We start from the raw sequence: 24,292 nt of genomic DNA, 5'->3' as shown, positions 1-24,292 counted from the left end.
CGCATAGTACGTTCAGCGATATATGTCGTTTATGGCACTACGCGAGCAGAGCTATCTGATCCTGCTGGCCCTGGCCGACGGCCCGCTGCACGGCTACGGCGTGATCAAGGCGGTGCGGGAGCTGTCGGAGGACCGCGTGCGCCTGGGTCCCGGCACCCTGTACGGCGCGCTCGACCGGCTGGCCCGCGACGGCCTGGTCGCCGCGGTCAAGGAGGAGGTCGTCGACGGCCGCCACCGCCGCTACTACGACCTGACCGGCCAGGGCCGCACCCTGCTGGCCGAGGAGACCGCCCGCCTGGCCCGCCTGGCCGCCGCGGCGCAGCACCGCCTGCGGCTGAACCCCGGCCTGCAGACATGACGGTCCGGCGCCGCCTGGAGCGCCCCGCCCGGAGACCACACGACTCGGATGGGAGATGACATGACCCGGCCCGACGACCCCGCCACGGCCCCCGACCGGCCTCCCGCCCCCGCCGAGGCCTACGAGCGCCGCTGCCGCCGCCTGCTCCGGCTGGCCTATCCCCCGCGGTTCATCGAGAGGCACGGCGAGGAGATCCTGGGCATCCTGCTCGACCTGGCCCCGCCGGGCGCCGACCGGCCCGACACGCGCACCGTGCTGGACGTGCTGCGCGGCGGCGTGGCGCTGCGCCTGCGCGAGCGCCCGCCGCTGTGGCACTGGCTGCTCTACCGGGGGTTCGGCAGGCGCCTGCCCTTCCGCTATCGCTGGTGGGCCCGCGACGACATCCGGGGCTCGTTCTTCGTCGAGCGGTCCCTCGTGACGTGGCTGCTGTTCGTCCTGCCGTTCACCGTCATGGAGACGTACGGCCTCATCGTCTCCGGCGCGGACAACTGGTGGGGCTTCCTGTTCTGGGTGGGGGTCTGGTACGTCATCGCGCGCGCCGGCCTCAAGGGCAGCAGGCGCAAGATGCTGGCCAAGCACGAGTTCAATCCCGACGGGACCTCCTACACTCCGTTGCCGCCTCCTGAGCGCCGATGACGTCCAGGTCCGCGAGCCTCAGGACGCGGTGCAGGTGGTGGACCCCGGCGGGGAGCCCGGCCGCGGCGCGGGCCGCCGTCGCGGCGATCGCCGCGGTGGCCCGCGACTGACCGCGGCCGCCCAGCCATCTGGTCGTGCCGTCCCGCCCCCGGGCCATGGCCAGCCACCGGTCGCCTCCCGGGGGGTGCAGCCCGCGCGGTGCCTTCGACGCCCCCGGCACCCAGGTCAGCGCGGCCAGCGCCGCCGTCGCGGCCCCGGAGTCGAGGCCGAAGTAGGTCCGTACGGCGACGCCCAGATCACGGGTGAGCACATGCTGGTCGGAGTAGTCGGCCCGGTACAGGCGCCGCGGGCCCTGGCCGGGGAGGACGAAGTGCCGGGCCAGCGTGTAGTTGCGGATCCGCCGCCCCGTGGCGGGATCACGGAAACCCCTGCCGAGCAGGCCGTACGCCCAGGCGGTCGACGCCTCGCCGTGGCGCTCCCCCGCCCCGAGCAGGAGGGCGATGTCGATGGGCGTGTCCGGGCTCTCGCCGTGCACCTCGGCGGCGAGCAGGTTGGTCAGGCCGGGCGCGAGACCAACGCTCAGGAGCACGGGCGCGCACGGGGTGAGCCGTTCCAGCGCGGCGACGTAGCCGGTGGTGGCGGTGATGTCGACGAAGGCCGCACCCGCTCCGGTGACGGCCTCCGCCACCGTCGGGTCCTCGGCTCCGGCCGCGTTGACGACCACGTCCACTCCCGGCAGCGCGGCGGCGAGGCTGCGCGGCTCGCGCAGGTCGACCACGACGTCGGCCAGGCGGGGATTGCGCCCGGCCGCCAGCGCCTCCTCGCCCCGCCTGCGCAGTTCCGCGACGATCCCGGCTCCGACCGCGCCGTAACCGCCGAGCACCAGGGCCCTCATGCGGGCCGGACCACGAGCCGGCCGACGAGGGCGCTGATGCGCTCACGCCGGATCGTATGGCCGGTGAAGGCGGCCTGGGCGGCGGCCTCGGCCCGTCGCAGGGCGGGGCGGAAGTCGTAGATCCACACCTGCCCGCCGGGGCGCAGCACGCGGGCGAGCTCGCGGACCCCCGCCTCGGCGTCGGCCCAGTGGTGCTGGCTCATGGTCGACACGACGAGATCGAAGGCGTCGTCGTCATAGGGCAGGTGGGCGACGTCGCCGACGGTGAAGTTCAGCCGGTCGTCCGTTCCCGCCGTGCGCCGCGCGTAGTCGATCATTTCGGCGGACAGGTCCAGCCCCTCGACGTGGAGGCCGGGGCACCGCCGCGCGATCGCCGCCGGAACCCGTCCCGGCCCGGTCCCCACGTCCAGCACCCGCCCGCCGCCGGGCAGCGAGGCTCCCGCGACGTCGGCGACGGTCCGCGTGTAGACGGGCCGGAATCCGAAGACCCTGCTCATCCGGTCGTAGAAGCGGGGCTGGTTGAAGAACCCGAACATGGTGCCGTGCAGACCCATCGGTCCTCCTATAGTTGTGTAGCACAACTCTTCTGGCACCAACCATAGGACTGATAGTTGTACGACACAACTCCCAGGAGCGGATTCCCCGACGACGACCTCCGCCGCCTGTTCCGGCTGCTGGCCCGCACGGGCCGGCTGCTCGAACCGCACGGGCACACCGAACTGCGCGTCTCCATGTCGGAGATATTCGCCCTGGGCGAGCTGGGCGACGCCGACACGCTCTCCCAGAACGAGCTCGCCGCCCGGCTCGGCCTGGAGAAGAGCACGGTGAGCCGGCTCGCCGCGGCACTGGAGCGGCGGGGCTGGCTGTCACGCGAGCGCGACCCGGACAACCGGCGTTTCTACCGTCTGGGCCTGACCCCCGAGGGACGGGCCGCCACCGAGAGCATCGGCAGGGAGTTCCACCGCACGCACGCCGCCCTGCTCGACGCCCTCACCCCCGCCGAACGCGAAGGCCTGACCCTCGGCCTGAACGGCCTGATCCGCGCCCTGGAGGAGCACGACGGCTGACCCGGGAGCCGATGGCTACGCCTGCGCCGACCCGGTCTCGAAGGCCTGGTTCCACCAGGCGGTCCAGCGCGCCTCCAGCTCGGAGAACGCGACGTCGTCGAGGCCGTAGGCGGTGAGCACCATCATGGCGCCGCCCTCGGACTTCCCGGGCGGGACCGGGTTCTGCACCGCCACCAGCAGGCCGTCGCCCCAGTCGGCCACGGTGAGACCGAGCTGGCGGGCCGAGCGGAACCACACCTCGCCGTTCAGCCTCTCCCCGGCCGGGCCGTCCAGTTCGTACGGGCTCCCGGGGTCCGCCCCGGCCACGGCCGTCAGACCGGCGGCCCGCAGAACCGGTTCCCCTCCCCCGCCGGACAGGAACACGGTCCGCCGATCGGTGCCCGGATGCCGTTCCAGGGCGAACTTGAGCTGGTGGACGAAGGTGATCCAGCCCTCGGTCATGTCGTCGTAGTAGACCTCCCACTCCGAGCTGTCGGGGTTGCTGCCACGCGGGGGGCGGGTCAGCCGGAGCAGGGTCCGGCCGCCGAGGTCGGTCAGCTCGAAGCGGTCACCGCCCTGGACCTCCAGCCGATGCTCGGCGGCGGACTCGACGACGTTCTGGTGGTAGATGAACTCGATCTCCTTGTCGAGCTCCTCGCAGTGCCACCCGTGCCAGCGGCGGAGCTGGTCGGTGTCGCGCAGGGCCTCCCACACCTCCTCGACGGGGGCCGAGATCGTGACCTCGACGAAGAAGGGCTGCTCATCTGTCATCTTCGGCTCCTTGACGGGGAGTGGGATGTCCCCCGGCGACGAGGCGGTAGGACCGCCCGCCGGGGGTGTCGAACCGGGCGGCGACCTGCGCGACCGCCTCGGCGAGCTCGTCGGTGAAGCGGTGCACGTCGCCCGGGGCCTCGAACCGCACCTCGGCCTCGAGGGTGAAGGTGAGCAGCCGGACGCCCCGCCGGTCGGCCGCGGCGGCCATGCGGGTGACCTCGCGCACGGTGCCGGCGGCCACCTCGACGAGGTGCTCGGCGGCGTACCGGTCGGCGATGCGCTCGAAGCCGTCGCCGGATCCGGCGCTGGACGACGCGCCGGACCCGCCGGTCTCGCCGTCCGGCGGCCCGCCGGTCTCGGCGGACGACAGCACGCCGGGGTCGACGAGGAAGGCGTTGGCGGTGGCCCGCATGATCCTCTCGGCGAACCCCCGCCGCGGGCGCTCCTCGACCAGCTCGATCAGCCCGGCCTGCTCCAGGGCCTTGAAGTGGTAGTTCACCCGCTGGCGGGGCAGGTCGAGCTCGGCCGCGAGCCGGGCGGCCGACGCCGGCTCCCGCAGGCGCGCCAGCAGCTTCCGGCGGATGGGAGTGAGCGCCACCCGGAGGCGGTCGGGCTCGTCCATGAGCGTCATCTCTGTCGCGGGCACACCTCCATGGAAGAATAGAAAAATTAATTTGTCAATTCAGAGCCGGGGCCTCGCGAGAGAGGCCCCGGGTTCAGCGACCGGCGGGTTCCGCCGCGAGGTCGGCGGCGAGGGGGCCCGGGCGGCCCTCCTCCGGCCGGGCCCTCCGCCTGATCTGCATCGACACCACGGCGGCCACGATGCTCAGCGCGCCGGCGACGTACCAGGCGGGCGCGTAGTCGCCGAAGTGGTCCCTGGTCAGCCCCGCCGCGGTCGCCGCCAGGGCCGCGCCGATCTGGTGCGAGGCGAAGACCCACCCGAACACCACCGGCCCCGCCTCACCGAAGTGCTCCCGGCACAGGGCGACGGTGGGCGGTACGGTGGCCACCCAGTCGAGGCCGTAGAAGATGATGAACACCAGCATGCTCGGATGCGCGGACTCCGCGAAGAGCTGCGGCAGCACCAGCAGGGACGCCCCGCGCAGCGCGTAGTAGACGGCCAGCAGGATCCGCGAGTCGACGCGGTCGGTGAGCCACCCGGAGAACACGGTCCCGGCGATGTCGAAGATCCCGACCAGCGCGAGCAGGCCGGCGGCGGTGGTCACGGGCATCCCGTGGTCGTGCGCCGCGGGGATGAAGTGCGTGCCGACCAGGCCGTTGGTCGTCGCGCCGCAGATCGCGAACCCGGCGGCCAGGAACCAGAACGTCCTGGTCCCGGCCGCGTCCCTCAGCGCGCCGATCGCCCGCCGGGCCGGGCCGACCGCGGGCCCGGAAGCCTGCGCGGCGCTCTGCCCGGGACCGGCTTCCACACTCCGTGCGGGACCGGCTCCCGCCGCGGCGCCTGGCGCGGGACCGGCCCCCGGCCGGGCCTCCGGGCCGGGGGCGGGGACCGGCTCGGGCTCCGCGGCGCCGTACGGCGTCAGGCCCACGTCGGCCGGGCGTTCCCTGAGCAGCAACAGCACCGGGGGGACGACGGCCAGCGCGGCGCCGGCGGTCACCAGGGAGGCGGCCCGCCAGCCGTGGGCCTCCGACAGCGCCGCCACCAGCGGCAGGAACACCAGCTGGCCGGTCGCGCCGCCGGCGGTGAGCACCCCGGTCACCAGGCCGCGGTGCCGTACGAACCACCGACCGGTGACCGTCGCCACCAGCGCCAGCGCCATCGACCCGGTCCCCAGCCCGACCAGCACGCCCCACAGCAGGACGAGCTGCCAGCTCGTCGTCATGAACACCGTCAGGCCGCTGCCCAGGGCCACCAGCGACAGCGCGCACGCGATCACCTTGCGGATGCCGAATCGGTCCATCAGGGCCGCGGCGAACGGCGCCGTGAGCCCGAACAGCAGCAGGTTGACCGACACGGCCAGCGAGATCGTGCCCTTGCTCCAGCCGAACTCCCGCTGCAGCGGCTCGATCAGCGCGCCGGGGGTGGCCCGGAAACCGGCCGCGCCCACCAGCGCCACGAACGTCACCGCGGCCACCGTCCATGCCCAGTGCAGCCTGGGACGTGCTCCTGTCCGTGTCATGGAGTCAAGGGTCAGGCATGTGCCACCCGCGGGACCAGTGGCCGGAAAGCCATCATGTGAAAGGATCCGGCCATGGAACCTCACCGCATCGCCGTCCTCGTCCTCGACGGCCTGGTCCCCTTCGACCTGGGCACCGTGACGCAGATCTTCGGCGCCGCCCGCGACGAGCAGGACCGGCGCCTCTACCGGGTCCGGGTCTGCAGCCCGGGCGCGCGGCCGGTGCGGACGTCCGCGGGGTTCCAGGTCGTGCCCGAGTACGGCCTGGACGAGGTGGCGCGGGCCGACACCGTGGTGGTGCCGGGCTTCGACGGGACCGGCGAGGCGATGCGGTCGGGGACGCTCCCGCCGGAGGTCGCGGACGCGCTGACCGCCGCCGCCCGCGCCTGCCGCGTCATGTCGATCTGCACCGGGGCGTTCGCGCTGGCCGCGGCCGGGCTGCTCGACGGCAGGCCGGCGACCACGCACTGGATGCACGCCGGGCGCTTCCGCGAGCTGTTCCCCCTCGTCGAGCTCGACCCGGACATCCTGTTCGTCGACGACGGCGACATCCTCACCTCGGCCGGCGTCGGCGCGGGCGTCGACCTGTGCCTGCACGTCGTGCGCAGCGACCACGGCAGCGAGGTCGGCAACCGCGTGGCGCGCCGCTGCGTGATGCCGCCGTGGCGGCCGGGCGGTCAGGCGCAGTACATCGAGCACCCGGTCCCGGCCACGCCCGACGCCTCCACCGCCCCCGCGCGGGTCTGGGCGATGGCGCACCTGGACGAGCGGCTCGACCTGCGCGCGCTGGCCGGGCAGGTCCAGATGAGCGTGCGCACCTTCACCCGGCGCTTCCGCGAGGAGACCGGGATGAGCCCCGGCCGGTGGATCGTCCAGCAACGCGTCGAGCGCGCCCGGCACCTGCTGGAGACCACCGACCTGCCGGTCGACCTCGTCGCCCGGCACGCGGGCTTCGGCACCGGCGCGGCCCTGCGCCAGCAGATGGCCGCCGTCCTGGGCGTGGCGCCCAGCGCCTATCGCAAGACGTTCCAGTCCTCCCGTCCGGTCACCGCCGTGAAGTGAGCCGGGTCCGCCACCCGCCATCATATTGACACTGTCATTATTACAGTGTCATTCTGAGTGCATGGAATGGACGATCGGCGAACTGGTGGAGCACGCCTCCGCCGTGCTCACCCCGGACGGACGGCTCAACGGCCGGGTCAGGGACGTGCCGAACGAGCGCCTCGTCCGGTGGTACGCCACGATCGGCCTGCTCGACCCGCCCCTGTCCCGGCGCGGGCGGGTCGCCCTGTACGGCCGGCGCCACCTGCTCCAGCTCGTCGCCGTCAAGCGCCGCCAGGCGCAGGGCAGGAGCATCGCCGAGATCCAGGTCGAGCTGGCCGGGGCCACGGACCGGACCCTGGAGGAGGTCGCCCGCCTGCACACCGTCCCGGACGCCCCCGCGGCGCTCGCCGAGCCCGCCGGTGCGGAGGGTCCGGCCGGCGGGACGGATCGAAGCGGTGCCGCTGCTCCGGCCGGTGCGCCGCCACCACCCGGCAGCACGGGAGCGCCCACGCGCCCGCGCTTCTGGACCGACCCGCCCGCCCCGGTCGCGGCAGGGACAGGCGCCGCCGATCTGAGCGCCGCCGATCTGAGCGCGGCCGACCCGGGCACAGCCGATCCGGGTACGGCCGGGACGGTGGATCACGGGGCGGAGGCCGCAGTGCTTTCCGGCGGGCTCTCCGCTCCCGGCTCCCCCGTGACCGCGGTGCCCGCCGTACGGCTCGCACCCGGGGTGACGCTCCTGCTCGACGGCGCCGCCCGTCCCCTCTCCGACGACGACCTCGCCGCGATCGGCGCCGCCTCACGGGCGCTGGTCTCGGCCCTGCGCATGCGCGAACTCGCCCCTCCGGAAGGAAACCAACGATGATCACTTCGATCACCCCGCTACGGCCGGACGAGTGCGCGCCGGTCCCCGACGCCGGGCTGGGAGCGCTCGCCACCGAGCGCGGGAACCTGCCCCTGGAGAGCGTCGACGTCACCGCGGAGCTGTCCGGCCTGGTCGCCGGAGTGAAGGTGACCCAGGGCTTCCGCAACCCCTTCGACGTGGCGCTGGAGGCGACCTACATCTTCCCGCTGCCCGACCGGGCCGCCGTGACGGCCTTCAGGATGGAGGCCGACGGGCGGGTCGTCGAGGGCGTGCTCAAGGAGCGCGGCCAGGCCAGGGCCGACTACGACCAGGCCGTCGCCGAGGGCAGGCGGGCCGCCATCGCCGAGGAGGACCGGCCCGACGTCTTCACCATCAGGGTCGGCAACATCGTGCCGGGCGAGCGGGTCACCGTACACCTGACGCTGGACCAGCCGCTCCCCTACGAGGACGGCGCGGCGACCTTCCGCTTCCCCCTGGTCGTCGCCCCCCGCTACATCCCCGGCGTCCCGCTCGACGGCGAGCAGGCCGGCGACGGCTGGGCGCCGGACACCGACGCGGTGCCCGACGCCTCCCGGATCACCCCGCCCGTGCTGCTGCCCGGCTTCCCCAACCCGGTGCGGCTCTCGCTGGCGGCCACGATCGACGCCGCCGGGCTGGAGCTGCAGGAGGTCCGCTCCAGCCTGCACACGGTCCTGCAGGAGGGCGACACGGTACGGCTCCAGCCGGGCGAGCGCCTGGACCGCGACTTCATCCTGCGCCTGTCGTTCGGCGCCTCCTCCTCGCTCGCGCTGGTCCCCGACGCCGAGGGCGAGGAGGGCACGTTCGCGCTGACCGTCGTCCCGCCGCAGGCGCCGCCCACCGCCACGCCCAAGGACGTCGTGCTCGTGCTCGACCGGTCGGGCAGCATGAGCGGCTGGAAGATGGTCGCCGCCCGGCGCGCGGCCGCCCGCATCATCGACACCCTGACCGGCTCCGACCGGTTCGCGGTGCTGTCCTTCGACACCGTGGTAGAGCGGCCGGAGCGGCTCGACGGAGGGCTCGTGGAGGCCTCCGACCGCAACCGCTACCGGGCGGTGGAGCACCTGGCGCGGCTGGAGGCCCGCGGCGGCACCGAGATGCTCGACCCGCTGCGCGAGGCCGCCGCGATGCTGGGCGACCCGTCCAGGGACCGGGTCCTGGTACTGGTCACCGACGGGCAGGTCGGCAACGAGAGCCAGATCATCAAGGAGGTCGGCGGCCGCCTGGTCGGGGTGCGGGTCCACACGGTCGGCATCGACCGGGCGGTCAACGCCGGGTTCCTGAGCCGGCTGAGCGGCCTGGGCGGGGGCCGGTGCGAGCTGGTGGAGTCGGAGGACCGGCTGGATGAGGCGATGGAGCACATCCACCGCAGGATCGGCTCTCCGGTGGTCACCGAGCTGTCCCTCAAGGGCGACGGGCTCGACCCGGTGGCCGGCGAGACCGGCCGGCTCGGCTCGATCTACCCCGGCGTGCCGCTGACCGTGCACGGCCGCTACCGGGGCGCCGCCTCCGGCGCGGTGGTCCTGCACGGCACGGACGCCTCCGGGCACTCGTGGGAGCGGCGCATCGCCGGGACGCGCGTGGACAACCCCGCGGTGCGCTCGATCTGGGCGCGGGCCCGGCTCCGCGACCTGGAGGACCGCTACGCCGCCGGTGACCACTCGGTCGAGGAGAAGATCCTGTCGACCTCTCTGCGGTACGGCGTGCTCTGCCGCTTCACCGCGTTCGTCGCGATCGACTCGCGGGTGGTCGCCGAGGGCGGCCCGGCGCACCGGGTGGTCCAGCCGGTGGAGCTGCCCAGCGGCTGGGAGACGGGTCCCGCCGCTCCGATGGCCGCCGCCCCGATGGCGTGGATGTCGCCTCCCGCGGGCGGGCCGCCCGCCGCGCCCATGGCCGCGCCGCGGCCGGCCGCTCCCGGCGGCGCCGCCCGCGCCTCGTTCCAGCCTGCGGCGTTCGACTGGATGGAGCAGGAGCGCCCCGCCGACCCGTTCGAGGAGACCGAGCGGTTCTTCCCGCGCGCGGACGGGCCGGTGGCCGGCTCGACCGTCCCGGTCCCCCCGCCGCACATGGTCACGCCGTACCCGTCGTCTCCCGTCCCCGCCCCGGCCGGGCAGGACGCGCTGCGGGCCCAGCTGGCCGAGGAGCTGCGGCGGCTGCGGGCCGCCGAGTCCCTGCGCTCCGCCGACCGGCTGCGTTACCTGGCCGATCTCGGCAACCGGTTGACGGCGCTGGCCACCTCCATCGGCGGGCACCCGGAGCTGGAGGCCCTGGCCCGTGACCTGACGGCGCCCGAGCCCGCCGCCGACGTGGACACGCTGTGGCGGCTGGCCGTACACACGCTGGAGACCTTGACCGACGGAGGACAGGAGAAGAAGCGGCGTCCGTTCTGGAAGCGGTGAGCCGTCCCACCGGGGCCCGCATCGACCTTCGAGAGCTATTTAGGTTAGCCTTACCTAAGTTAGGTTAGGCACCCTGAGAGCAGGAGAGTCATGAGGGCATCTATCCGCCGGCGCTGGGCCGCCGCCGTCGTCGCGGCGGCCACCGCGCTGGGCCTGGCAGCCTGCGGGTCCGGCACGGACGCCGCCCCGGCGCAGAGCGCGACCGGCGCCGCGAGCACGGGCGGGACGCGGAGCGTCCAGCACGAGGCGGGCACCACGGAGGTGCCGGCCTCCCCCAAGCGCGTCGTCTCGGTGGCCGTCACCCTGACCGGCCACCTGCTCGCGCTGGAGGCTCCGCTGATCGCCTCCCAGGCCACCCCGCCCAGCCCGATCACGGCGGCCAACGGGTTCTTCTCCCAGTGGGCCGACGTCGCCGAGCAGCGCGGCGTCCAGGTGCTCTACCAGGGCTTCGAGGCCGACATCGAGAAGGTCATCGCGGCCGAGCCCGACCTGATCATCGGTTCGGCGTCCGGCGCGGACAGCACCCTGAAGATCTACGACCGGCTGAAGAGCATCGCGCCGACCGTGCTGTTCCGCCACGACAACCTCTCCTGGCAGGAGCTCACGACCAAGCTGGGCGGCGCGCTGGGCCTGGAGGCGAACGCGCAGAAGGTCATCGCCGACTACGACCGGCGCGTCGCCGAGGTGAAGAGCGCGATCAAGAGGCCCGGGCAGGACGCGGTGCTGCTGCGCGACAACAACACCGACATCCCCGTGTTCACCGAGGCCTCCGCCCAGGGCGCGCTGCTCGCCTCCCTCGGCTTCACCCTCCACCCCCTCGACTCCTCCCTGGCCGCTGCCGACACCCGGGAGGGCGGTGATCGCAAGGACATCGTGAGCGTCGCGCAGGAGAACGTGGTCAAGGCGTTCGGCGACAGCTCACTCTTCTTCGTCAGCCACAGCCCCGACGAGATCACCGCCACCCAGGCCAAGCCGCTCTGGAAGGACCTGTCCGCCGTCGCCGACAAGCGGGTCTACGACCTGGGCCTCGACTCCTTCCGCATCGACTACTACAGCGCGTCCAACGTCATCGACCGCATCGAGAGGCAGTTCACCGGCTGACGCCGCGCCCGCTCCGGGCCGCTCCCGCATCCGGTGGTCAGGAGCGGCCCGCCCGCCACTCGCGGTGGAGCAGCCAGGCGAGGTAGAGGCCGCCCAGGCCCCCGGTCAGCACCCCCACGGGCAGCTGGCCGGGGGTCGGCAGCCGCTGGACCGCCAGGTCGGCGGTCGCCAGCAGCAGGGCGCCGGCGGCCGAGGCCGCGGCGACGCCCGCCCCCGGGGCCCGGGTCAGCCTCCGGGCGAGCTGCGGGGCGGCCAGGGCCACGAAGGCGATGGGACCGGCGGCGGAGACCGCCGTCCCGGACAACGCCACGGCCACCAGCAGCAGGGCGAAGCGCAGGCGCTCCACCCGCAGGCCGAGGGCGCCGGCCGCGTCGTCGCCCATCTCCATGGTGCCCAGCGACCGGCCCAGCACCAGCGCGGCGGGCAGCAGTACGGCCGTCGCCGCCGCCACCGGCCCCACCCGCTCCCAGCCCGCTCCGGCCAGGCTGCCCACCAGCCACACCTTGGCGCCCTGCGACTCGTACAGATCGGCCCTGGTCAGCAGGTAGGCGATGACCGAATGGAGCATGGCGGTGACGGCGACGCCCACCAGGATCAGCCGGGTGCCCTGCACCCCGCGCGTGTAGGACAGCGCGTAGACCGCCAGAGCCGCGGCCAGGCCGCAGGCCAGCGCGCCTGCGGCGACGCCCAGGGGTGTGGGGGCGCCGACGACGAGGATCACCAGGACCGCGCCCGCCGCCGCACCGGCGTTCACCCCGACGACGTCCGGGCTGCCGAGCGGGTTGCGTGACAGGCTCTGCACGATGGCGCCACCGGCGCCGAGCGCCGCCCCGACCAGGAGGGCGAGCGCCGCCCGCGGGGCGCGGAGCTCGTAGACGACCATCTCGCTCATGGCGTCGCCCCCGCCGAGCAGGGTCCTGACGACGTCGCCGACCGGCACCGCGGACCCGGTGCCCATGGCGACCAGCACGACCGCGGCCGTGGCGGCCAGCAGGACCGCGACGACCGCCGAGGCGCGGAGGTGGACCCGCACGGAGATCCGGCGGGAGGGAGTGCTGAGGATGCGGTAGACGCTCACGGCGAGGGGTCCTTCGGGACGGGAAGACGGCTCACAGGCGGACGGCCCGGCGGCGCAGGAGGTAGATCAGGACCGGGGCTCCGACGAACGCGGTGACGATGCCGCTCTCCAGTTCGCCCGGCCGTACCACCACCCTGCCGACGACGTCGGCGGTGAGCAGCAGGGCCGGGGCCAGGACGGCCGAGTAGGCCAGGACCCAGCGGTTGTCCGGCCCGGTGAAGGCGCGTACGGCGTGCGGGGCCATGAGCCCGATGAACCCGATGGGCCCGGCGGCGGCGGTGGCCGCGCCGCAGAGCAGCATGATCGCCGCGGCCCCGCCGAGCCGGACCCGGGGCAGGTTCACGCCCAGCCCCTGGCCGGCCTGCTCGCCCAGGGCGATGGCGTTGAGCCCCCGCCCGAGCCCGAGCGCGAGCACGGCGCCCACGGCGACGAACGGCGCGATCTCCGCGACGACCGCCGCGTCCCGGCCCGCGAGCGCGCCCACGTCCCAGAAACGCCACCGGTCGAACGCCCCGGCGTCCAGGGTGAGCATCGCCTCGACGGCCGAGAGCAGGGCGGCGCTGACGGCCGCGCCGGCCAGCACCAGCCGGGCGGGACCGGCCGCGCCGCGTCCCGTCGCGCCCAGGGCGTAGACGGCGGCGGCGGCCAGGGCCGCGCCCGCCATGGAGAACCACACCCAGGTCCGCATGTCCGTGACGTCGAAGAACACGATGGAGCCGACCACGGCCAGCGACGCCCCGGAGTTGACGCCGAGCAGGCCGGGGTCGGCCAGCGGGTTGCGGGTGAGCCCCTGCATGAGCGCCCCGGCCAGGCCGAGCGCGGTGCCGACGCACAGGCCCAGGAGCGTCCGGGGCACGCGCAGGTCGTGGACGATCGCGGCGCTCTCCCCGCCGGTGGGGTTCCACAGCTGCTGCCAGACCTCCTCCAGCGGGATCGCCTGGGCGCCGACCGTGATGCTGAGCACCGCCACGACGCCCAGGGCCGCGAAGGAGACGGCGAGTCCGGTCCACCGCATCAGGCCCTCCGGCGGACGGGGGCGACCGGCGGGAAGATCCCCCGGCGATCGGGTGAGGCGGACACGAGGACCCTCCGGCGGTCGGGTGAGGTGTGTACGGGAATGCTCCGGCGGTCCGGTGAGGCGGGTGCGGGGAGGCTCCGGGTGCGCGGAGCGGGGCGGATCCGGGTGCGCGGAGCGGGGCGGGTCACTCGTCCTCGTCGTCTCGGTGGTGGTCGTGGTCGGCCTCGCCGCGCTTCCAGTAGCCGTCGACGTCGACCTGCTCCGGGGCCAGACCGCGTTCCTCCCGCAGGTGGCGGCGGATCGGCCTGAGCGTGCGGGCCTCGCCCGCGACCCAGGCGTAGCCCGTGCCGCCGGGCAGGTCGGCCGCCCGGATGGCCCGCTCCAGCAGGTCGGTCGTCCCGGGCTCGGCGGCGCCCCGGTGCAGCCAGGTCAGGCGGACGCCGTCGCGCACGGCCAGCGGTTGCTCCTCCTGCGGGCCCGCGACCTCGGCGAACGCGATCACCTTCACCCCGGCGGGCAGCGCCTCCAGCCAGCGGCCCAGTGCGGGGATCCCCGTCTCCTCGGCGGCCAGCAGGTACCAGTCGTAGGCCGGGGGCACGACCACCGAACCGCGCGGTCCGAGGACCCCGAGCCGCATCCCGGGCTCGGCGCGCTCCGCCCAGGCGGAAGCGACGCCGTCGCCGTGCACGACCATGTCCACATCCAGCTCCAGCGCCTCGGGCCGGTAGTGGCGGACGGTGTAGTCACGGGTGATCGGCTCGACCGGGCCCCGCGCCCAGGCGTCGTCCTCGACGACGGCCGGGACCGGCAACTCGGCGCCGGGCGCGGGGAAGCAGAGCTTGACGTGGTCGGTGGGCGCCTGCTCGCGGAAGCCCTCCAGCTCCGCGCCCGCCAGGGTGACGCGCACGGTGCCGGGAGTGATCCGGTCCACCCGCCTGACCTCGAGCAGCCGGTAGGCGAGGGGATGCCGGACGACGGCGGGGCGCGGCGGGGTCATGGGTTCTCACAGTCCCTTCGTGGGATGTCTACGGGGCCCTTCACGGGATCTCTCCGGGCCCGTCCGGGGCCCCGGCGCGGGCGCCGTGAGGCCGCCGCAGGCGCGGCACGGGGGTCCACGGAGATCACTGATCAATTTGTTTAGGAAAGCCTAACCTAACTTTTCCTTGAGGTCCGTTGGCGGGCCCCTGCCGCCCGAACCCGCCGGCCCGGCCGGACCTGGTCGCCGTCGGCTAGGGTGCGCAGATGACGAGCCCGATATTCGATCTCTGCGACGACTACGTCACCCGCTCCGCCGCCCTCGACCCGGTCGGGGCCGCGGCTCACGGGATCGACGTCGAGTTCGCCGCCACCTCCGACTACGGGCCCGACGGGATCGCCGCCCGGGCCGCTCTCATCAGCCGGACCCTGGACAGGCTCGGCACGCTGGAGCCGGAGGGCAAGGCCGACACGCGGGCCGCCGCGCACCTGCGCGAACGCCTGGAGGCCGAGCTCGCCTGGCATGAGATCGGTGAGCCGCTGCGGGACGTGCGGGCGCCGTTCGGCCCGGTCACCGACCTGCGCGACGGCGTGGACCTGCTGCCGCACGAGACCGAGGACGACTGGCGCAATGTGGCGGCGCGGCTGGCGGGCATGCCGGAGATGCTCGGCGGCTGGCGGGCGAGCCTGGAGGAGGGGCTCTCGCGCGGCCTGGCCGCGGCCCGCCGCCAGGCGCTGGAGCTGGCGGTGCAGGTCGAGCTGTTCGCGACCGCCGCCACGCATGCGAGCCTGATCGCCTCCTACGGCGACGGACCGGCGCGGGCCGCCCTGGAGGAGGGCGCGGCGGCCGCGTACGCCGCCTACCTGGAGACCGCCCGCTACCTGCGGGAGGACTACGCCCCCCGGGCCGCCGAGGCCGACCCGGTCGGCGCGGAGCGCTACGCGGTGAACGCCCGGATAAGCCTGGGCGCCGACGTCGACCCGGTGGACGCCTACGAGTGGGGCTGGGCCGAGCTGGCCCGGATCGAGGCGGAACTGGCCGCCGAGGCGGACCGGGTCCGGCCCGGCGCGTCGGTGCGGGAGGCGACCGCGATCCTCAACGAGAGGCACTTCGTCGAGGGCCTGGACGCCTACCGGGGCTGGCTGCAGGAGCGCCACGACGAGGCGATCGAGCGGCTCCACGGCACCCACTTCGACATCGCCGAGCCGCTGCGCCGGGTGGATGTGACCCTGGCCCTCGGCTCGACCTCGGGCGCGGCCTACTACACCTCGCCGAGCGAGGACCTGTCCCGGCCCGGCCGTACCTGGTGGCCGGTGGGCGAGGGCGCCGGAGAGCGGTTCACCACCTGGAACGAGCTGACCACGGTCTTCCACGAGGGCGTGCCCGGCCACCACCTGCAGCTCGGCCAGACCCGGGTGGCCGGGGAGAGCCTGTCGCGCTTCGGCAGGAACTCCTGGGTGAGCGGTCACGGCGAGGGCTGGGCGCTGTACGCCGAGAGGCTGGCCGACGAGCTGGGCTGGTTCACCGAGCCGGGCACCCGTCTGGGCATGCTCGGCGGGTCGGCGCTGCGGGCCGCCCGGGTGGTCATCGACATCGGCGTCCACCTGGACCTGCCGCTGCCCGACGGCTCGAAGTGGACCTTCGACAAGGCGTGCGAGGTGCTGCGCGAGCGCGGCCGGTGCGAGCCGCACCGGGTCCACGCCGAGGTGGTCCGCTACTTCGGCTGGCCGGGCCAGGCGCCGTCCTACAAGCTCGGCGAGCGCGCCTGGCTGGCCGCCCGCGAGGAGGCCCGGCAGCGCCTGGGCGCCGGCTTCGACCTGCGCGGCTGGCACACCGCCGCCCTGAACCTGGGCCCAATCGGCCTGGCCAACCTGGCCGAGGCCCTGCGCCGCATCGCCTGACGCGGGGCCTTCGCGCCCGCCCGCCCGCCCGCCCCAGGGCCTCTGTACGACCGGAAGTCTCCGTACGGCCGGCAATCTCTGTACGGCGGTGACAAGGATTCGGCGCGGCCGATTCCTATAATCCGCGCATGATCGAGTACGAGGGTTTCCCCGGGCGGGTGGGGCGGACGTTCGCGGGGTCGGAGTCGTGGTGGCCGCCGCGGGCGTCGGCGGCGGGCAGGCCCAACATCGTCATCGTGCTCGCCGACGACGTGGGCTTCTCCGATCTGGGGTGCTACGGGTCGGAGATCCCCACCCTGCACCTGGACGCGCTGGCCGCCGGCGGGGTGCAGTGGACGAACTTCCACGTCACCCCCATGTGCTCGCCGACCAGGGCGGCGCTGCTGACCGGGGTCAACCCGCACCTGGCCGGGGTCGGGCACGTCGCCAACTCCGACCCGGGCTTCCCCGGGTACGCCGGGGAGATCTCCCGTGACGCGGTCACCGCCGCCGAGATCTTCCGGGACGCCGGGTGGGCCACGTTCGCGGTCGGCAAGTGGCACCTGACCAAGGACTCCGACATGTCGGACGCCGGGCCCCGGCACGCCTGGCCGCTGCAGCGGGGGTTCGAGCGCTTCTACGGTTTCCTGGAGGCCTTCACCAACTTCCACCATCCGCACCGGCTGGTGGAGGACAACCACACGGTCGAGGTGGACCGCTATGCCGACGGCTACTACCTGACCGACGACCTCACCGACCGGGCCGCCGGCATGATCCGCCGGCTCAGGGCCGCGGACCCGGGCCGGCCGTTCTTCCTGTACTTCGCGCACGGCGCCGCGCACGCGCCGCTCCAGGCGAAGGCGGAGGACATCGCCGCGCACCGGGGCGTCTACGACGCGGGCTGGGACGTGATCCGGGAGCGCAGGCACCGGCGCCAGATCGAGCTGGGCCTGTTCCCGCCGGGCACTCCCCTGCCGCCCCGCGACGCCGTGCCCGGCGACGACGTCCCGGCCTGGGACTCCCTGAGCGGGGACGAGCGCCGGCTGTTCGCCAGGTACATGGAGGTCTACGCGGCGATGATCTCCAGCATCGACGCGAGCACGGGACGGCTGCGCGCCGTCCTGGAGGAGCTCGGCGAGCTGGAGAACACGATCTTCATCTTCACCTCCGACAACGGCGGCTCCCGGGAGGGCGAGGAGCGCGGCACCACGCAGTACTTCCGTACGCTCCTGTCGAAGAACAGCGGCCACGACCGCGAGGACTTCACCGCCGACCTGGCCGGGATCGACCTGGTCGGCGGGCCGCGGGTGCTGGCGCACTACCCGCGCGGCTGGGCGACGGTCTCCAACACGCCCTTCCGGCTCTACAAGATCAACACGCACGCGGGCGGCCACTCGGTGCCGCTGCTGTTCTCCTGGCCCGCGGGCCTGGAGGCCTCGGGGCTGCGCGACCGGTGGGCCTTCGTCACCGACCTGCTGCCGACGCTGCTCGACCTCACCGGGGTCGAGGCCGCCGAGGGCCTGCGCCGGACGGGGGTCTCGATGGGCGGCCCGCTGCGCGAGGCGGCGGCCGTACACGACCACACCGAGCAGTACTTCGAGCTGGCCGGCAACCGGGGCTTCTACCGCGACGGCTGGGAGATCGTCACCCGGCACCGGCCGCTGACCCCGTTCGGCGACCACGAGTGGGAGCTGTACGACCAGACCACTGACCGCGTCCAGCTGCGCGACCTGGCCGCCGAGCGGCCCGGCCTCGTCACCGAGCTGGCCGCGGCCTGGGAGGAGGCCGCCCGGGAGAACCTGGTGTATCCGCTGGACGAGGGCTCGCGCCTGCGCTATCTGCTGCGCCCGCCGTGGCACGCCGACGCCGGCCCGGTACGGCTGACGCCCGACCTGCACACCCTGGAGCGCTGGCGCTCGCTCCAGCTGGTGCAGTGGCGCTCCTTCACCGTCGAGGCGGAGATCGCCGGGCCGGGCGAGGGCGTGCTGGTGGCCCACGGCGACCAGGGCGGCGGCTACGTGCTGTACGTCGAGGACGGGGAGCTCGTCTTCGCGCTCAACGCCTACGGGGTGATGCACGAGTTGCGGGCCGGAGCCGCACCGGAGCGGATCGCGCGGGTGGAGGTGAGGGCGCCGGGCGGCTGGCTGTGGGACGTCACCGTCCTGGCCGACGGGCGGGAGCGGGCGTCGGCCGCCGGCCTGCCGATGCTCGCGGCGATGTCCCCCTTCGAGGGGATCGACGTGGGGATCGACCGCCGCTCCCCCGTCTCGTGGGACCTGTACGAGGCCCGCGGGCCGTTCCCCTTCTCCGGCGTCCTGACCGCCGTCACCTACACTCCCGGGCCCTTCGCACCCGACGCGGGACAGAACTTCGTGGAGATCGTCAGAGAGATCGGCCTGCGCTACGAGTGACGTAGAGTGGCGGGATGGTGATTCTCGACGGTGGGCTGGCGACCCATCTGGAGGCGCTCGGCGCGGACCTGCGCGACGAACTCTGGTCGGCGAAACTCCTGCTGGAGAACCCCTCGGTGATCCGCCAGGCGCACCTCGACTACTTCGCCGCCGGAGCACAGGTGGCGACCACAGCGAGTTACCAGGCGAGCATCCCGGCGTTCCTGCGCCGGGGGCTGAGCATCGCCGAGGCGGAGGACCTCATCCAGCTGTCGGTGCGCCTGGCCACCGAGGCCAGGGACGCCCACGGAGAGGGCGCGGTGGCCGCCAGCGTCGGGCCGTACGGGGCCTACCTCGCCAACGGCGCCGAGTACACCGGCGACTACGACCTCGACGAGGACGGCCTGTTCGCCTGGCACCGCGACCGCTGGGAGATCCTGGCCTCCGCCGGGGCCGACTTCCTGGCCTGCGAGACCATCCCCTCCATCGTCGAGGCCCGCGCGCTCAAGCGCCTGCTCGCCCGGACCCCGGGCGTGCGGGCCTGGATCAGCTTCTCCTGCCGCGACGGCGAGAGCATCAGCGACGGCACCCCGATGGAGGAGGTCGCCGCGCTGTTCGCCGGTGACCAGCGGATCCTCGCGATCGGGGTCAACTGCACCGCGCCGCGCCACGTCTCCAGCCTGATCGACCGGATCAAGGGCAAGCCCGTCATGGTCTACCCCAACTCGGGCGAGACCTGGGACGCCGAGCGGCGCCGCTGGACCGGCCTGGCCGATCCCGTCGAGTTCGGCGCCGCCGCGGCCGACTGGCACACCGCCGGTGCGGCCTTCGTCGGCGGCTGCTGCCGTACCACCCCCGAGCACATCCGGCAGATCCGCGAACACGCCGATCGGCTGTGACGCCGGCGGGACCGGTAAGGAACCGACGGCGTCACCGGCGCCTCGCGGACGCCGGTGTCACGGCCGGCCGCTCAGCCCACGGGGACGGCGGTACGGCGGCGCTGCAGGAACCCGTCGACGGACAGCGCTCCCCCGCCGCTGAAGGCGATCATCAGGCTCGCCGCGGCCAGGGCGAGGACGAACTCGTAGCCGCCCTTGTCCGCCATGAACCCGTTGGCCCCGTGGACGAACACGATCGCCCCGACCATGTCGAGGGCGAGCAGGGTGCCGGCGATCGGCAGTGCGGCGCCCAGGATGAGGGCCACGCCCCCGGCGACCTCGAGGACCGCCACCGCGGGCGCCGCCACACCCGCCAGCGGGACGCCGATCTGCTCGAAGAAGGCCGTCGTCCCCGACAGCCCCCCGGTGAACTTGGTCAGGCCGTGCACGAGGAAGATCACGCCGATGGCCACACGGCCCAGCAGCAGGGCGATGGATCGCGCCTGGTCCAGCATCACGCCTCCAGTGGTTCGAATTTGAACGACACCCACCATGCCAGATAGTTCAAATTCAAACAACCAGTAGACTGAGCGAATGACAGGAGCACGATGGCTGGACGCGCGTGAAATGGCCGCCTGGCGGGCCTATCTGTCCGCGTCCCATCTGCTGGAACGACGCGTCGAAGAGCAGCTGAAGGCCGAGTCGGGCCTGACCCATGCCCAGTACGAGATCCTCGCCCGTCTCTCCGACGCCCCCGACCGGCGGCTGCGGATGACCGAACTCGCCCGCGGGGTCGTGGTCTCCAAGAGCGGGCTGACCTACCAGATCGGCCAGCTGGAGAAGCGGGGGCTGGTCGAGCGGGCCACCTGCCCCTCCGACGACCGCGGCGTCCTGGCCGTGCTCACCGACCGGGGCGTGGAGTGCCTGCGCCGCACCGCCCCGGGGCACGTCGCCGTCGTCCGCGAGGTGCTGATCGACCTGCTGACCCCCGACGAGCTCGAGATGATGACCCGCGTCATGAGCAAGGTGGAGGCGGTGACGCGCGCCTCGGCGAGCCCTCTTCCGTAGGGCGCGCCGAGGCGCGGAGAGTCAAGGGGTGCGGTGTACGGAGTCGCCTGCCGGGCCCGGGCCGACAGGGCCGCCCGCGGGGCCGGGGCGGACAGGGATCGCCCGCGCGGACGGAGCCGCCCGTGCGGACGCCGATCGCCCGCGCCCGGCGGCTCAGTCCTTGGCGCCCCGCTCGGCCATGCGCGCGGCCTCGGCCTTGGCGCTCGCGGCGTACTTGTCGACGTACTCCTGGCCGGACAGCTCCATCAGCGCGTACATGATCTCGTCGGTGACGGCGCGCAGGACCAGGCGGTCCTCCTCCATGCCGTAGTAGCGCGAGAAGTCCAGCGGCTTGCCGAACTTCACCCCGGGGCGGATGCCCAGCTTGGGAACGGGACGGCCCGGAGGCATCATCTCGAAGGTGTTGATCATGGCCCACGGGATCACCGGCACGCGGGACTCCAGCGCCAGCCGGGCCACCCCGGTCTTGCCCTTGTAGAGGCGGCCGTCGTGGGAGCGGGTGCCCTCGGGGTAGATGCCCAGCACGTGCCCCTCCCTCAGGATGCGCAGGCCCGTGCGGAGCGCCGCCTCGCTGGCCTTGCCCCCGGAGCGGTCGATCGGCACGGTGCCGACGCCGCTGAAGAACGCCCTGCTGATCATGCCCTTGACGCCCTTGCCGGTGAAGTACTCGGCCTTGCCGAGGGAGATCACCTTGCGCGGCAGGAACAGGGCCCCGAAGAAGTGGTCGGCGAACGACAGGTGGTTGCCGGCCAGGATCACCGGCCCCTCCTTCGGCACGTTCTCCACCCCCTCCGCCCACGGGCGGAAGATGAGATGGAGGAAGGGCCAGAGGATGGCCTTCACCACCCAGTAGAACACTCGGGGCTCCTTCGATTGTCCGGCAGCGACCTGGAGTTATCTTCCCATCTTCGGCCTCTGTCACCTACACCGCCAAACAACCCAAATCACCCCCTCGCAAAACATGCCCCAAGCATGCGACGATCGGGCGAACCTGACGAGGAGCCACCCATGCCTGTGATGCCTGGCGCGGAGCCGTACCAACACGCGGGCGGCCAGGTCGGCGTCCTGCTCTGCCACGGATTCACCGGGTCTCCGCAATCGTTGCGTCCCTGGGGGGAATACCTGGCCGAGGCGGGCCTGACCGTGGCGCTGCCCCGGCTGCCCGGTCACGGGACGACCTGGCAGGAGATGAACCACACCCGCTGGGAGGACTGGTACGCCGAACTCGACAAGGCTCTGGCGGACCTGCGCGGCCGGTGCTCCGAGGTCTTCGTGATGGGCCTGTCCCTGGGCGGCTGCATGGCCCTGCGGCTGGCCGAGGTGCACGGTGAGGGAATCAAGGGGGTGGTCGTCGTCAACCCGTCGATCGCCAACGACGTGCCCCTGCTCAAGCTGGCGCCGCTGCTCAAGCTCTTCGTCCCCTCGGTCCCCGGAGTGGCCGGTGACATCAAGAAGGAGGGGGCCACCGAGCTCGGCTACACGCGCACGCCGGTCAAGGCCGCGGCGAGCCTGCCCCGGCTGTGGGCGCTGACCCAGGCCGGGCTGGACGAACTGAGCCAGCCGGTGCTGGTCTTCCACAGCCCGCAGGATCATGTGGTGAAACCCACCAGTGTCCGGATTCTTCGTGAGAAGCTGACCAGGGGGAATCTGCGTGTGGTGGAGCTCGCCGACAGCTACCATGTCGCGACGCTCGACAATGACGCCGATCAGATCTTCGCGGGGAGCCTGGAGTTCGTCCGCGCGAATGCCTCTGTACCCTTGCAAAGAGACTGATCGCGGGTGGGGGATGCGCGGTCTTCGGGAGGAAGTGGACGGCCTATGAGTGACGGGCCCAGCTAAGTGACACCTCAAAGCGACGAGGACGAGGTCTGGCGGCAGATCGTCGCGTCCTTCAACGACACCGCCGAGCGCGAACCTGGCGACCAGCCCTGGCCGGACAGCGAGAACCTCCCGGCCGAACCCTCCCGGCGCGTGGTCAGGCAGCCGGAGGAGGCCGGGCGCCTGCTGCCCGACGGCGACGAGCCCGGTGACCACGCCGGTGTCGCAGGCGAGCGTGAGGACGCCGAGACCGCCGGCGAAGACGACGAGGGCCACTACGTGCCTCCGCCGCCCCCTCCGCTGCCCAAGACCGACACCACCACCAAGATCGCCTGGCTGGCCCTGTTCGGCGGCCCCGCCTACCTGCTGGTGACCGCGGCGGCGGGCTGGCAGCTGGAGGGCTGGGCGCTGTTCACCGCGGTCGCCGCGTTCATCGGCGGCTTCGTGGCCCTGGTCGTGCGGATGGGCGACGGCCCGCCCAACGACTCCGGCTGGGACGACGGCGCCGTCGTCTGAGGCGCCCGCCTGCACCCGGCCGGAAGCCCTCACCGGGCGGCCGGTCCCTCCGGAGAACCTCCCGCCCGGGACCTCGCGACGCCCTGCGACTCGGCGAGCCCTGTGACCCTGCAGGCCCTTGCGACTCGGCGGGCCCTTGCGACTCGGCGGGCCCTGTGACCCTGCAGGCCCTTGCGACTCGGCGGGCCCTGTGACCCGCCAGGTCCTTGCGAATCGGCGGGCCCTTGCGAATCGGCGCGCGCAGGTCTGCCCTACGACTTGGCGCGCTCGGGCGTGCCGGTGCCGAAGCGCTCGATCACGTCGGTGAAACGGCCGGCGTCGTCCACCACGTGGCCGACGGTCCACACCGTGCCCGTGCCGGGCAGGTAGGTCGCCGACTGGAGCCTGATCGTCCGGGGCGTCGCGGACGCGGCCCCGCGCAGGACCTTGACCGCGTGCCCGTCGTAGCGCAGCAGGAACGCCTCCGCCGGCCGCGCCGGATCGGCCCCCGAGACCCAGAAGCGGTTCTTGCGGTCGCCCGTCACGCCGTACAGGCGCACGTCGCCCCCGGGCACGGGCACCCGGGACCACTTCTTGCCGTTCCAGGACAGCAGCAGCGGGTCGATCTCGCCCGAGGACCGGTAGATCCCGCCGACGGCCAGGGCCCGCTTGGTCCCGTTGAAGTGCACGTCGCGCAGGTATCCGCCCGGGATGTCGGGCACGGGGAAGGGCTTCCAGTGACCTCCGGACAACCGCATGATCAGCGGCTTGTCCCCGGTCTCGCCCACCGCCCAGCCGTCGCTCTTGGACGGCAGCGCCACGCCGTACAACGTGCCGCCGCCGTCGACCTGGGTGAGCTTCCACTTCCCCCCGGTGCCGGTGACGATCAGGGGCTGCCGGTCGCGGCTGCCCACGACGACCGCCCGGGACGACGTGGCCGCCACCCCGGCCAGCCAGTCGTTCAACCGCAGGGAGTCGACGGCGACGCGGTCGAAGGCCGAGCCGTCTCCCCGGGCGAGGTACGGCGTGCCGTCGTGGCCCTCGCCCACCGCCCACAGCTCGTCGGCCGACGCCGCGGCGACCGAGCGCAGCAGCGCGGCGCCGGTGGGGTCGTTGCGGATGGGCACCTCGGTCCACGCGCTGCCGTTCCAGTGCGCGATGGCGCTGCGGCTCTGCCAGACGTCCCAGACACTCTGCTGACCCACCGCCCACACGTTGGTGGCCGAGATCCCGGCCACGTCGGAGAGCGACCCGTCGCTGCTCAGCCGCGCGGTGGCCGGCGCCTGCCAGGCCTCCGCCGACGGGGGGCGTACGGGATCTGCGTGCGCGGAGGCCACCGGAAAGGAGGACGCCAGGAGCAGCCCCGATGCGGACAGGGCCAGCGCACGCCGCAGAAGGCGACGAGTCATGCTCCAAA

Annotated in this window: 24 protein-coding genes; 13 read left to right on the top strand and 11 right to left on the bottom strand. The window is 73.5% G+C overall.

Annotated features, from left to right (window positions below; all coding sequences use genetic code 11):
* Positions 1-31 precede the first annotated feature (31 nt).
* The gene (locus Psi01_RS35550) at positions 32-358 is read left to right on the top strand and encodes a PadR family transcriptional regulator (protein WP_204068555.1); all 327 of its coding nucleotides are present in this window, start codon (positions 32-34) and stop codon (positions 356-358) included.
* A gap of 60 nt (positions 359-418) precedes the next feature.
* Complete coding sequence (locus tag Psi01_RS35545) at positions 419-994, top strand: DUF5313 family protein (protein WP_204068554.1); 576 nt, start codon at positions 419-421, stop codon at positions 992-994.
* Here the strand turns inward: Psi01_RS35545 and Psi01_RS35540 are convergent.
* Entirely contained in the window at positions 942-1,889 is a 948-nt protein-coding gene (locus Psi01_RS35540; protein ID WP_204068553.1) for an NAD-dependent epimerase/dehydratase family protein, read from the bottom strand. The genes Psi01_RS35545 and Psi01_RS35540 overlap by 53 nt on opposite strands.
* Entirely contained in the window at positions 1,886-2,443 is a 558-nt protein-coding gene (locus tag Psi01_RS35535; RefSeq protein WP_204068552.1) for a class I SAM-dependent methyltransferase, read from the bottom strand. The genes Psi01_RS35540 and Psi01_RS35535 overlap by 4 nt, the downstream gene beginning before the upstream one ends.
* Positions 2,444-2,500: 57 nt before the next feature.
* Here Psi01_RS35535 and Psi01_RS35530 point away from each other — a divergent pair, with 57 nt between their 5' ends.
* Positions 2,501-2,956: a MarR family winged helix-turn-helix transcriptional regulator gene (locus Psi01_RS35530; RefSeq protein WP_204068551.1), complete on the top strand. Its 456-nt coding sequence runs from the start codon at positions 2,501-2,503 to the stop codon at positions 2,954-2,956.
* 15 nt (positions 2,957-2,971) lie between these two features.
* Here the strand turns inward: Psi01_RS35530 and Psi01_RS35525 are convergent, their stop codons facing one another.
* From Psi01_RS35525 to Psi01_RS35515, 3 genes are all read right to left on the bottom strand, one after another.
* The gene (locus tag Psi01_RS35525; protein WP_204068550.1) at positions 2,972-3,706 is read right to left on the bottom strand and encodes an SRPBCC family protein; all 735 of its coding nucleotides are present in this window, start codon (positions 3,704-3,706) and stop codon (positions 2,972-2,974) included.
* On the bottom strand, positions 3,696-4,355 hold the full coding sequence (locus tag Psi01_RS35520; RefSeq protein WP_204068549.1) for an ArsR/SmtB family transcription factor: 660 nt from the start codon (positions 4,353-4,355) through the stop codon (positions 3,696-3,698). The genes Psi01_RS35525 and Psi01_RS35520 overlap by 11 nt, the downstream gene beginning before the upstream one ends.
* Positions 4,356-4,425: 70 nt before the next feature.
* The gene (locus Psi01_RS35515; protein ID WP_204068548.1) at positions 4,426-5,850 is read right to left on the bottom strand and encodes an MFS transporter; all 1,425 of its coding nucleotides are present in this window, start codon (positions 5,848-5,850) and stop codon (positions 4,426-4,428) included.
* 72 nt (positions 5,851-5,922) lie between these two features.
* Between Psi01_RS35515 and Psi01_RS35510 the strand changes: the two genes are divergently transcribed.
* The 4 genes from Psi01_RS35510 to fepB all read left to right on the top strand — a co-directional run bounded on the left by Psi01_RS35510 (position 5,923) and on the right by fepB (position 11,274).
* Entirely contained in the window at positions 5,923-6,909 is a 987-nt protein-coding gene (locus tag Psi01_RS35510; protein ID WP_204068547.1) for a GlxA family transcriptional regulator, read from the top strand.
* A gap of 61 nt (positions 6,910-6,970) precedes the next feature.
* The gene (locus tag Psi01_RS35505; RefSeq protein ID WP_204068546.1) at positions 6,971-7,756 is read left to right on the top strand and encodes a MerR family transcriptional regulator; all 786 of its coding nucleotides are present in this window, start codon (positions 6,971-6,973) and stop codon (positions 7,754-7,756) included.
* Complete coding sequence (locus Psi01_RS35500; protein WP_204068545.1) at positions 7,753-10,173, top strand: VIT domain-containing protein; 2,421 nt, start codon at positions 7,753-7,755, stop codon at positions 10,171-10,173. Before Psi01_RS35505 ends, Psi01_RS35500 begins: the two co-directional genes overlap by 4 nt.
* Positions 10,174-10,263: 90 nt before the next feature.
* The gene (gene fepB / locus Psi01_RS35495) at positions 10,264-11,274 is read left to right on the top strand and encodes a Fe2+-enterobactin ABC transporter substrate-binding protein (RefSeq protein ID WP_204068544.1); all 1,011 of its coding nucleotides are present in this window, start codon (positions 10,264-10,266) and stop codon (positions 11,272-11,274) included.
* A 37-nt stretch (positions 11,275-11,311) separates the two neighbouring features.
* Here the strand turns inward: fepB and Psi01_RS35490 are convergent, their stop codons facing one another.
* The 3 genes from Psi01_RS35490 to Psi01_RS35480 form a co-directional block, all read right to left on the bottom strand.
* Complete coding sequence (locus Psi01_RS35490) at positions 11,312-12,352, bottom strand: FecCD family ABC transporter permease (RefSeq protein ID WP_204068543.1); 1,041 nt, start codon at positions 12,350-12,352, stop codon at positions 11,312-11,314.
* 31 nt (positions 12,353-12,383) lie between these two features.
* Complete coding sequence (locus Psi01_RS35485) at positions 12,384-13,367, bottom strand: FecCD family ABC transporter permease (protein WP_204068542.1); 984 nt, start codon at positions 13,365-13,367, stop codon at positions 12,384-12,386.
* 187 nt (positions 13,368-13,554) lie between these two features.
* Positions 13,555-14,367 (bottom strand): siderophore-interacting protein, encoded by an 813-nt coding sequence (locus Psi01_RS35480; RefSeq protein WP_204068541.1) that lies wholly within the window; start codon positions 14,365-14,367, stop codon positions 13,555-13,557.
* 245 nt (positions 14,368-14,612) lie between these two features.
* On the opposite strand from Psi01_RS35480, the gene Psi01_RS35475 reads away from it, so the two are divergent.
* From Psi01_RS35475 to mmuM, 3 genes are all read left to right on the top strand, one after another.
* Entirely contained in the window at positions 14,613-16,247 is a 1,635-nt protein-coding gene (locus tag Psi01_RS35475) for a DUF885 domain-containing protein (RefSeq protein ID WP_204068540.1), read from the top strand.
* Positions 16,248-16,375: 128 nt separating this feature from the next.
* The gene (locus Psi01_RS35470) at positions 16,376-18,637 is read left to right on the top strand and encodes an arylsulfatase (protein WP_204068539.1); all 2,262 of its coding nucleotides are present in this window, start codon (positions 16,376-16,378) and stop codon (positions 18,635-18,637) included.
* A 14-nt stretch (positions 18,638-18,651) separates the two neighbouring features.
* Positions 18,652-19,515: a homocysteine S-methyltransferase gene (gene mmuM / locus Psi01_RS35465; protein ID WP_204068538.1), complete on the top strand. Its 864-nt coding sequence runs from the start codon at positions 18,652-18,654 to the stop codon at positions 19,513-19,515.
* A 71-nt stretch (positions 19,516-19,586) separates the two neighbouring features.
* Here mmuM and Psi01_RS35460 read toward each other — a convergent pair whose 3' ends face one another.
* Positions 19,587-20,009: a DoxX family protein gene (locus Psi01_RS35460; protein ID WP_204068537.1), complete on the bottom strand. Its 423-nt coding sequence runs from the start codon at positions 20,007-20,009 to the stop codon at positions 19,587-19,589.
* Between the two features lie 79 nt (positions 20,010-20,088).
* Here Psi01_RS35460 and Psi01_RS35455 point away from each other — a divergent pair, with 79 nt between their 5' ends.
* Positions 20,089-20,562 carry a MarR family winged helix-turn-helix transcriptional regulator gene (locus Psi01_RS35455; RefSeq protein ID WP_204068536.1) on the top strand — a complete coding sequence of 158 codons (474 nt, stop codon included), beginning with the start codon at positions 20,089-20,091 and terminating at the stop codon, positions 20,560-20,562.
* Positions 20,563-20,715: 153 nt separating this feature from the next.
* Here Psi01_RS35455 and Psi01_RS35450 read toward each other — a convergent pair whose 3' ends face one another.
* Positions 20,716-21,420: a lysophospholipid acyltransferase family protein gene (locus Psi01_RS35450; protein ID WP_204068535.1), complete on the bottom strand. Its 705-nt coding sequence runs from the start codon at positions 21,418-21,420 to the stop codon at positions 20,716-20,718.
* A 150-nt stretch (positions 21,421-21,570) separates the two neighbouring features.
* Between Psi01_RS35450 and Psi01_RS35445 the strand changes: the two genes are divergently transcribed.
* Positions 21,571-22,335, top strand: coding sequence for an alpha/beta hydrolase (locus Psi01_RS35445; RefSeq protein ID WP_204068534.1), 765 nt, complete (start codon positions 21,571-21,573; stop codon positions 22,333-22,335).
* A gap of 66 nt (positions 22,336-22,401) precedes the next feature.
* Entirely contained in the window at positions 22,402-22,896 is a 495-nt protein-coding gene (locus tag Psi01_RS35440) for a hypothetical protein (protein WP_204068533.1), read from the top strand.
* A 251-nt stretch (positions 22,897-23,147) separates the two neighbouring features.
* Here the strand turns inward: Psi01_RS35440 and Psi01_RS35435 are convergent, their stop codons facing one another.
* Positions 23,148-24,284: a beta propeller repeat protein gene (locus Psi01_RS35435; RefSeq protein WP_204068532.1), complete on the bottom strand. Its 1,137-nt coding sequence runs from the start codon at positions 24,282-24,284 to the stop codon at positions 23,148-23,150.
* Positions 24,285-24,292: the final 8 nt, after the last annotated feature.

Source organism: Paraplanobispora siamensis (assembly GCF_016863175.1).
Taxonomy (GTDB): Bacteria; Actinomycetota; Actinomycetes; order Streptosporangiales; family Streptosporangiaceae; genus Planobispora; species Planobispora siamensis.
Note: the sequence above shows the minus strand (reverse complement) of the source record. Positions and strands in the feature narration are given on the sequence as shown.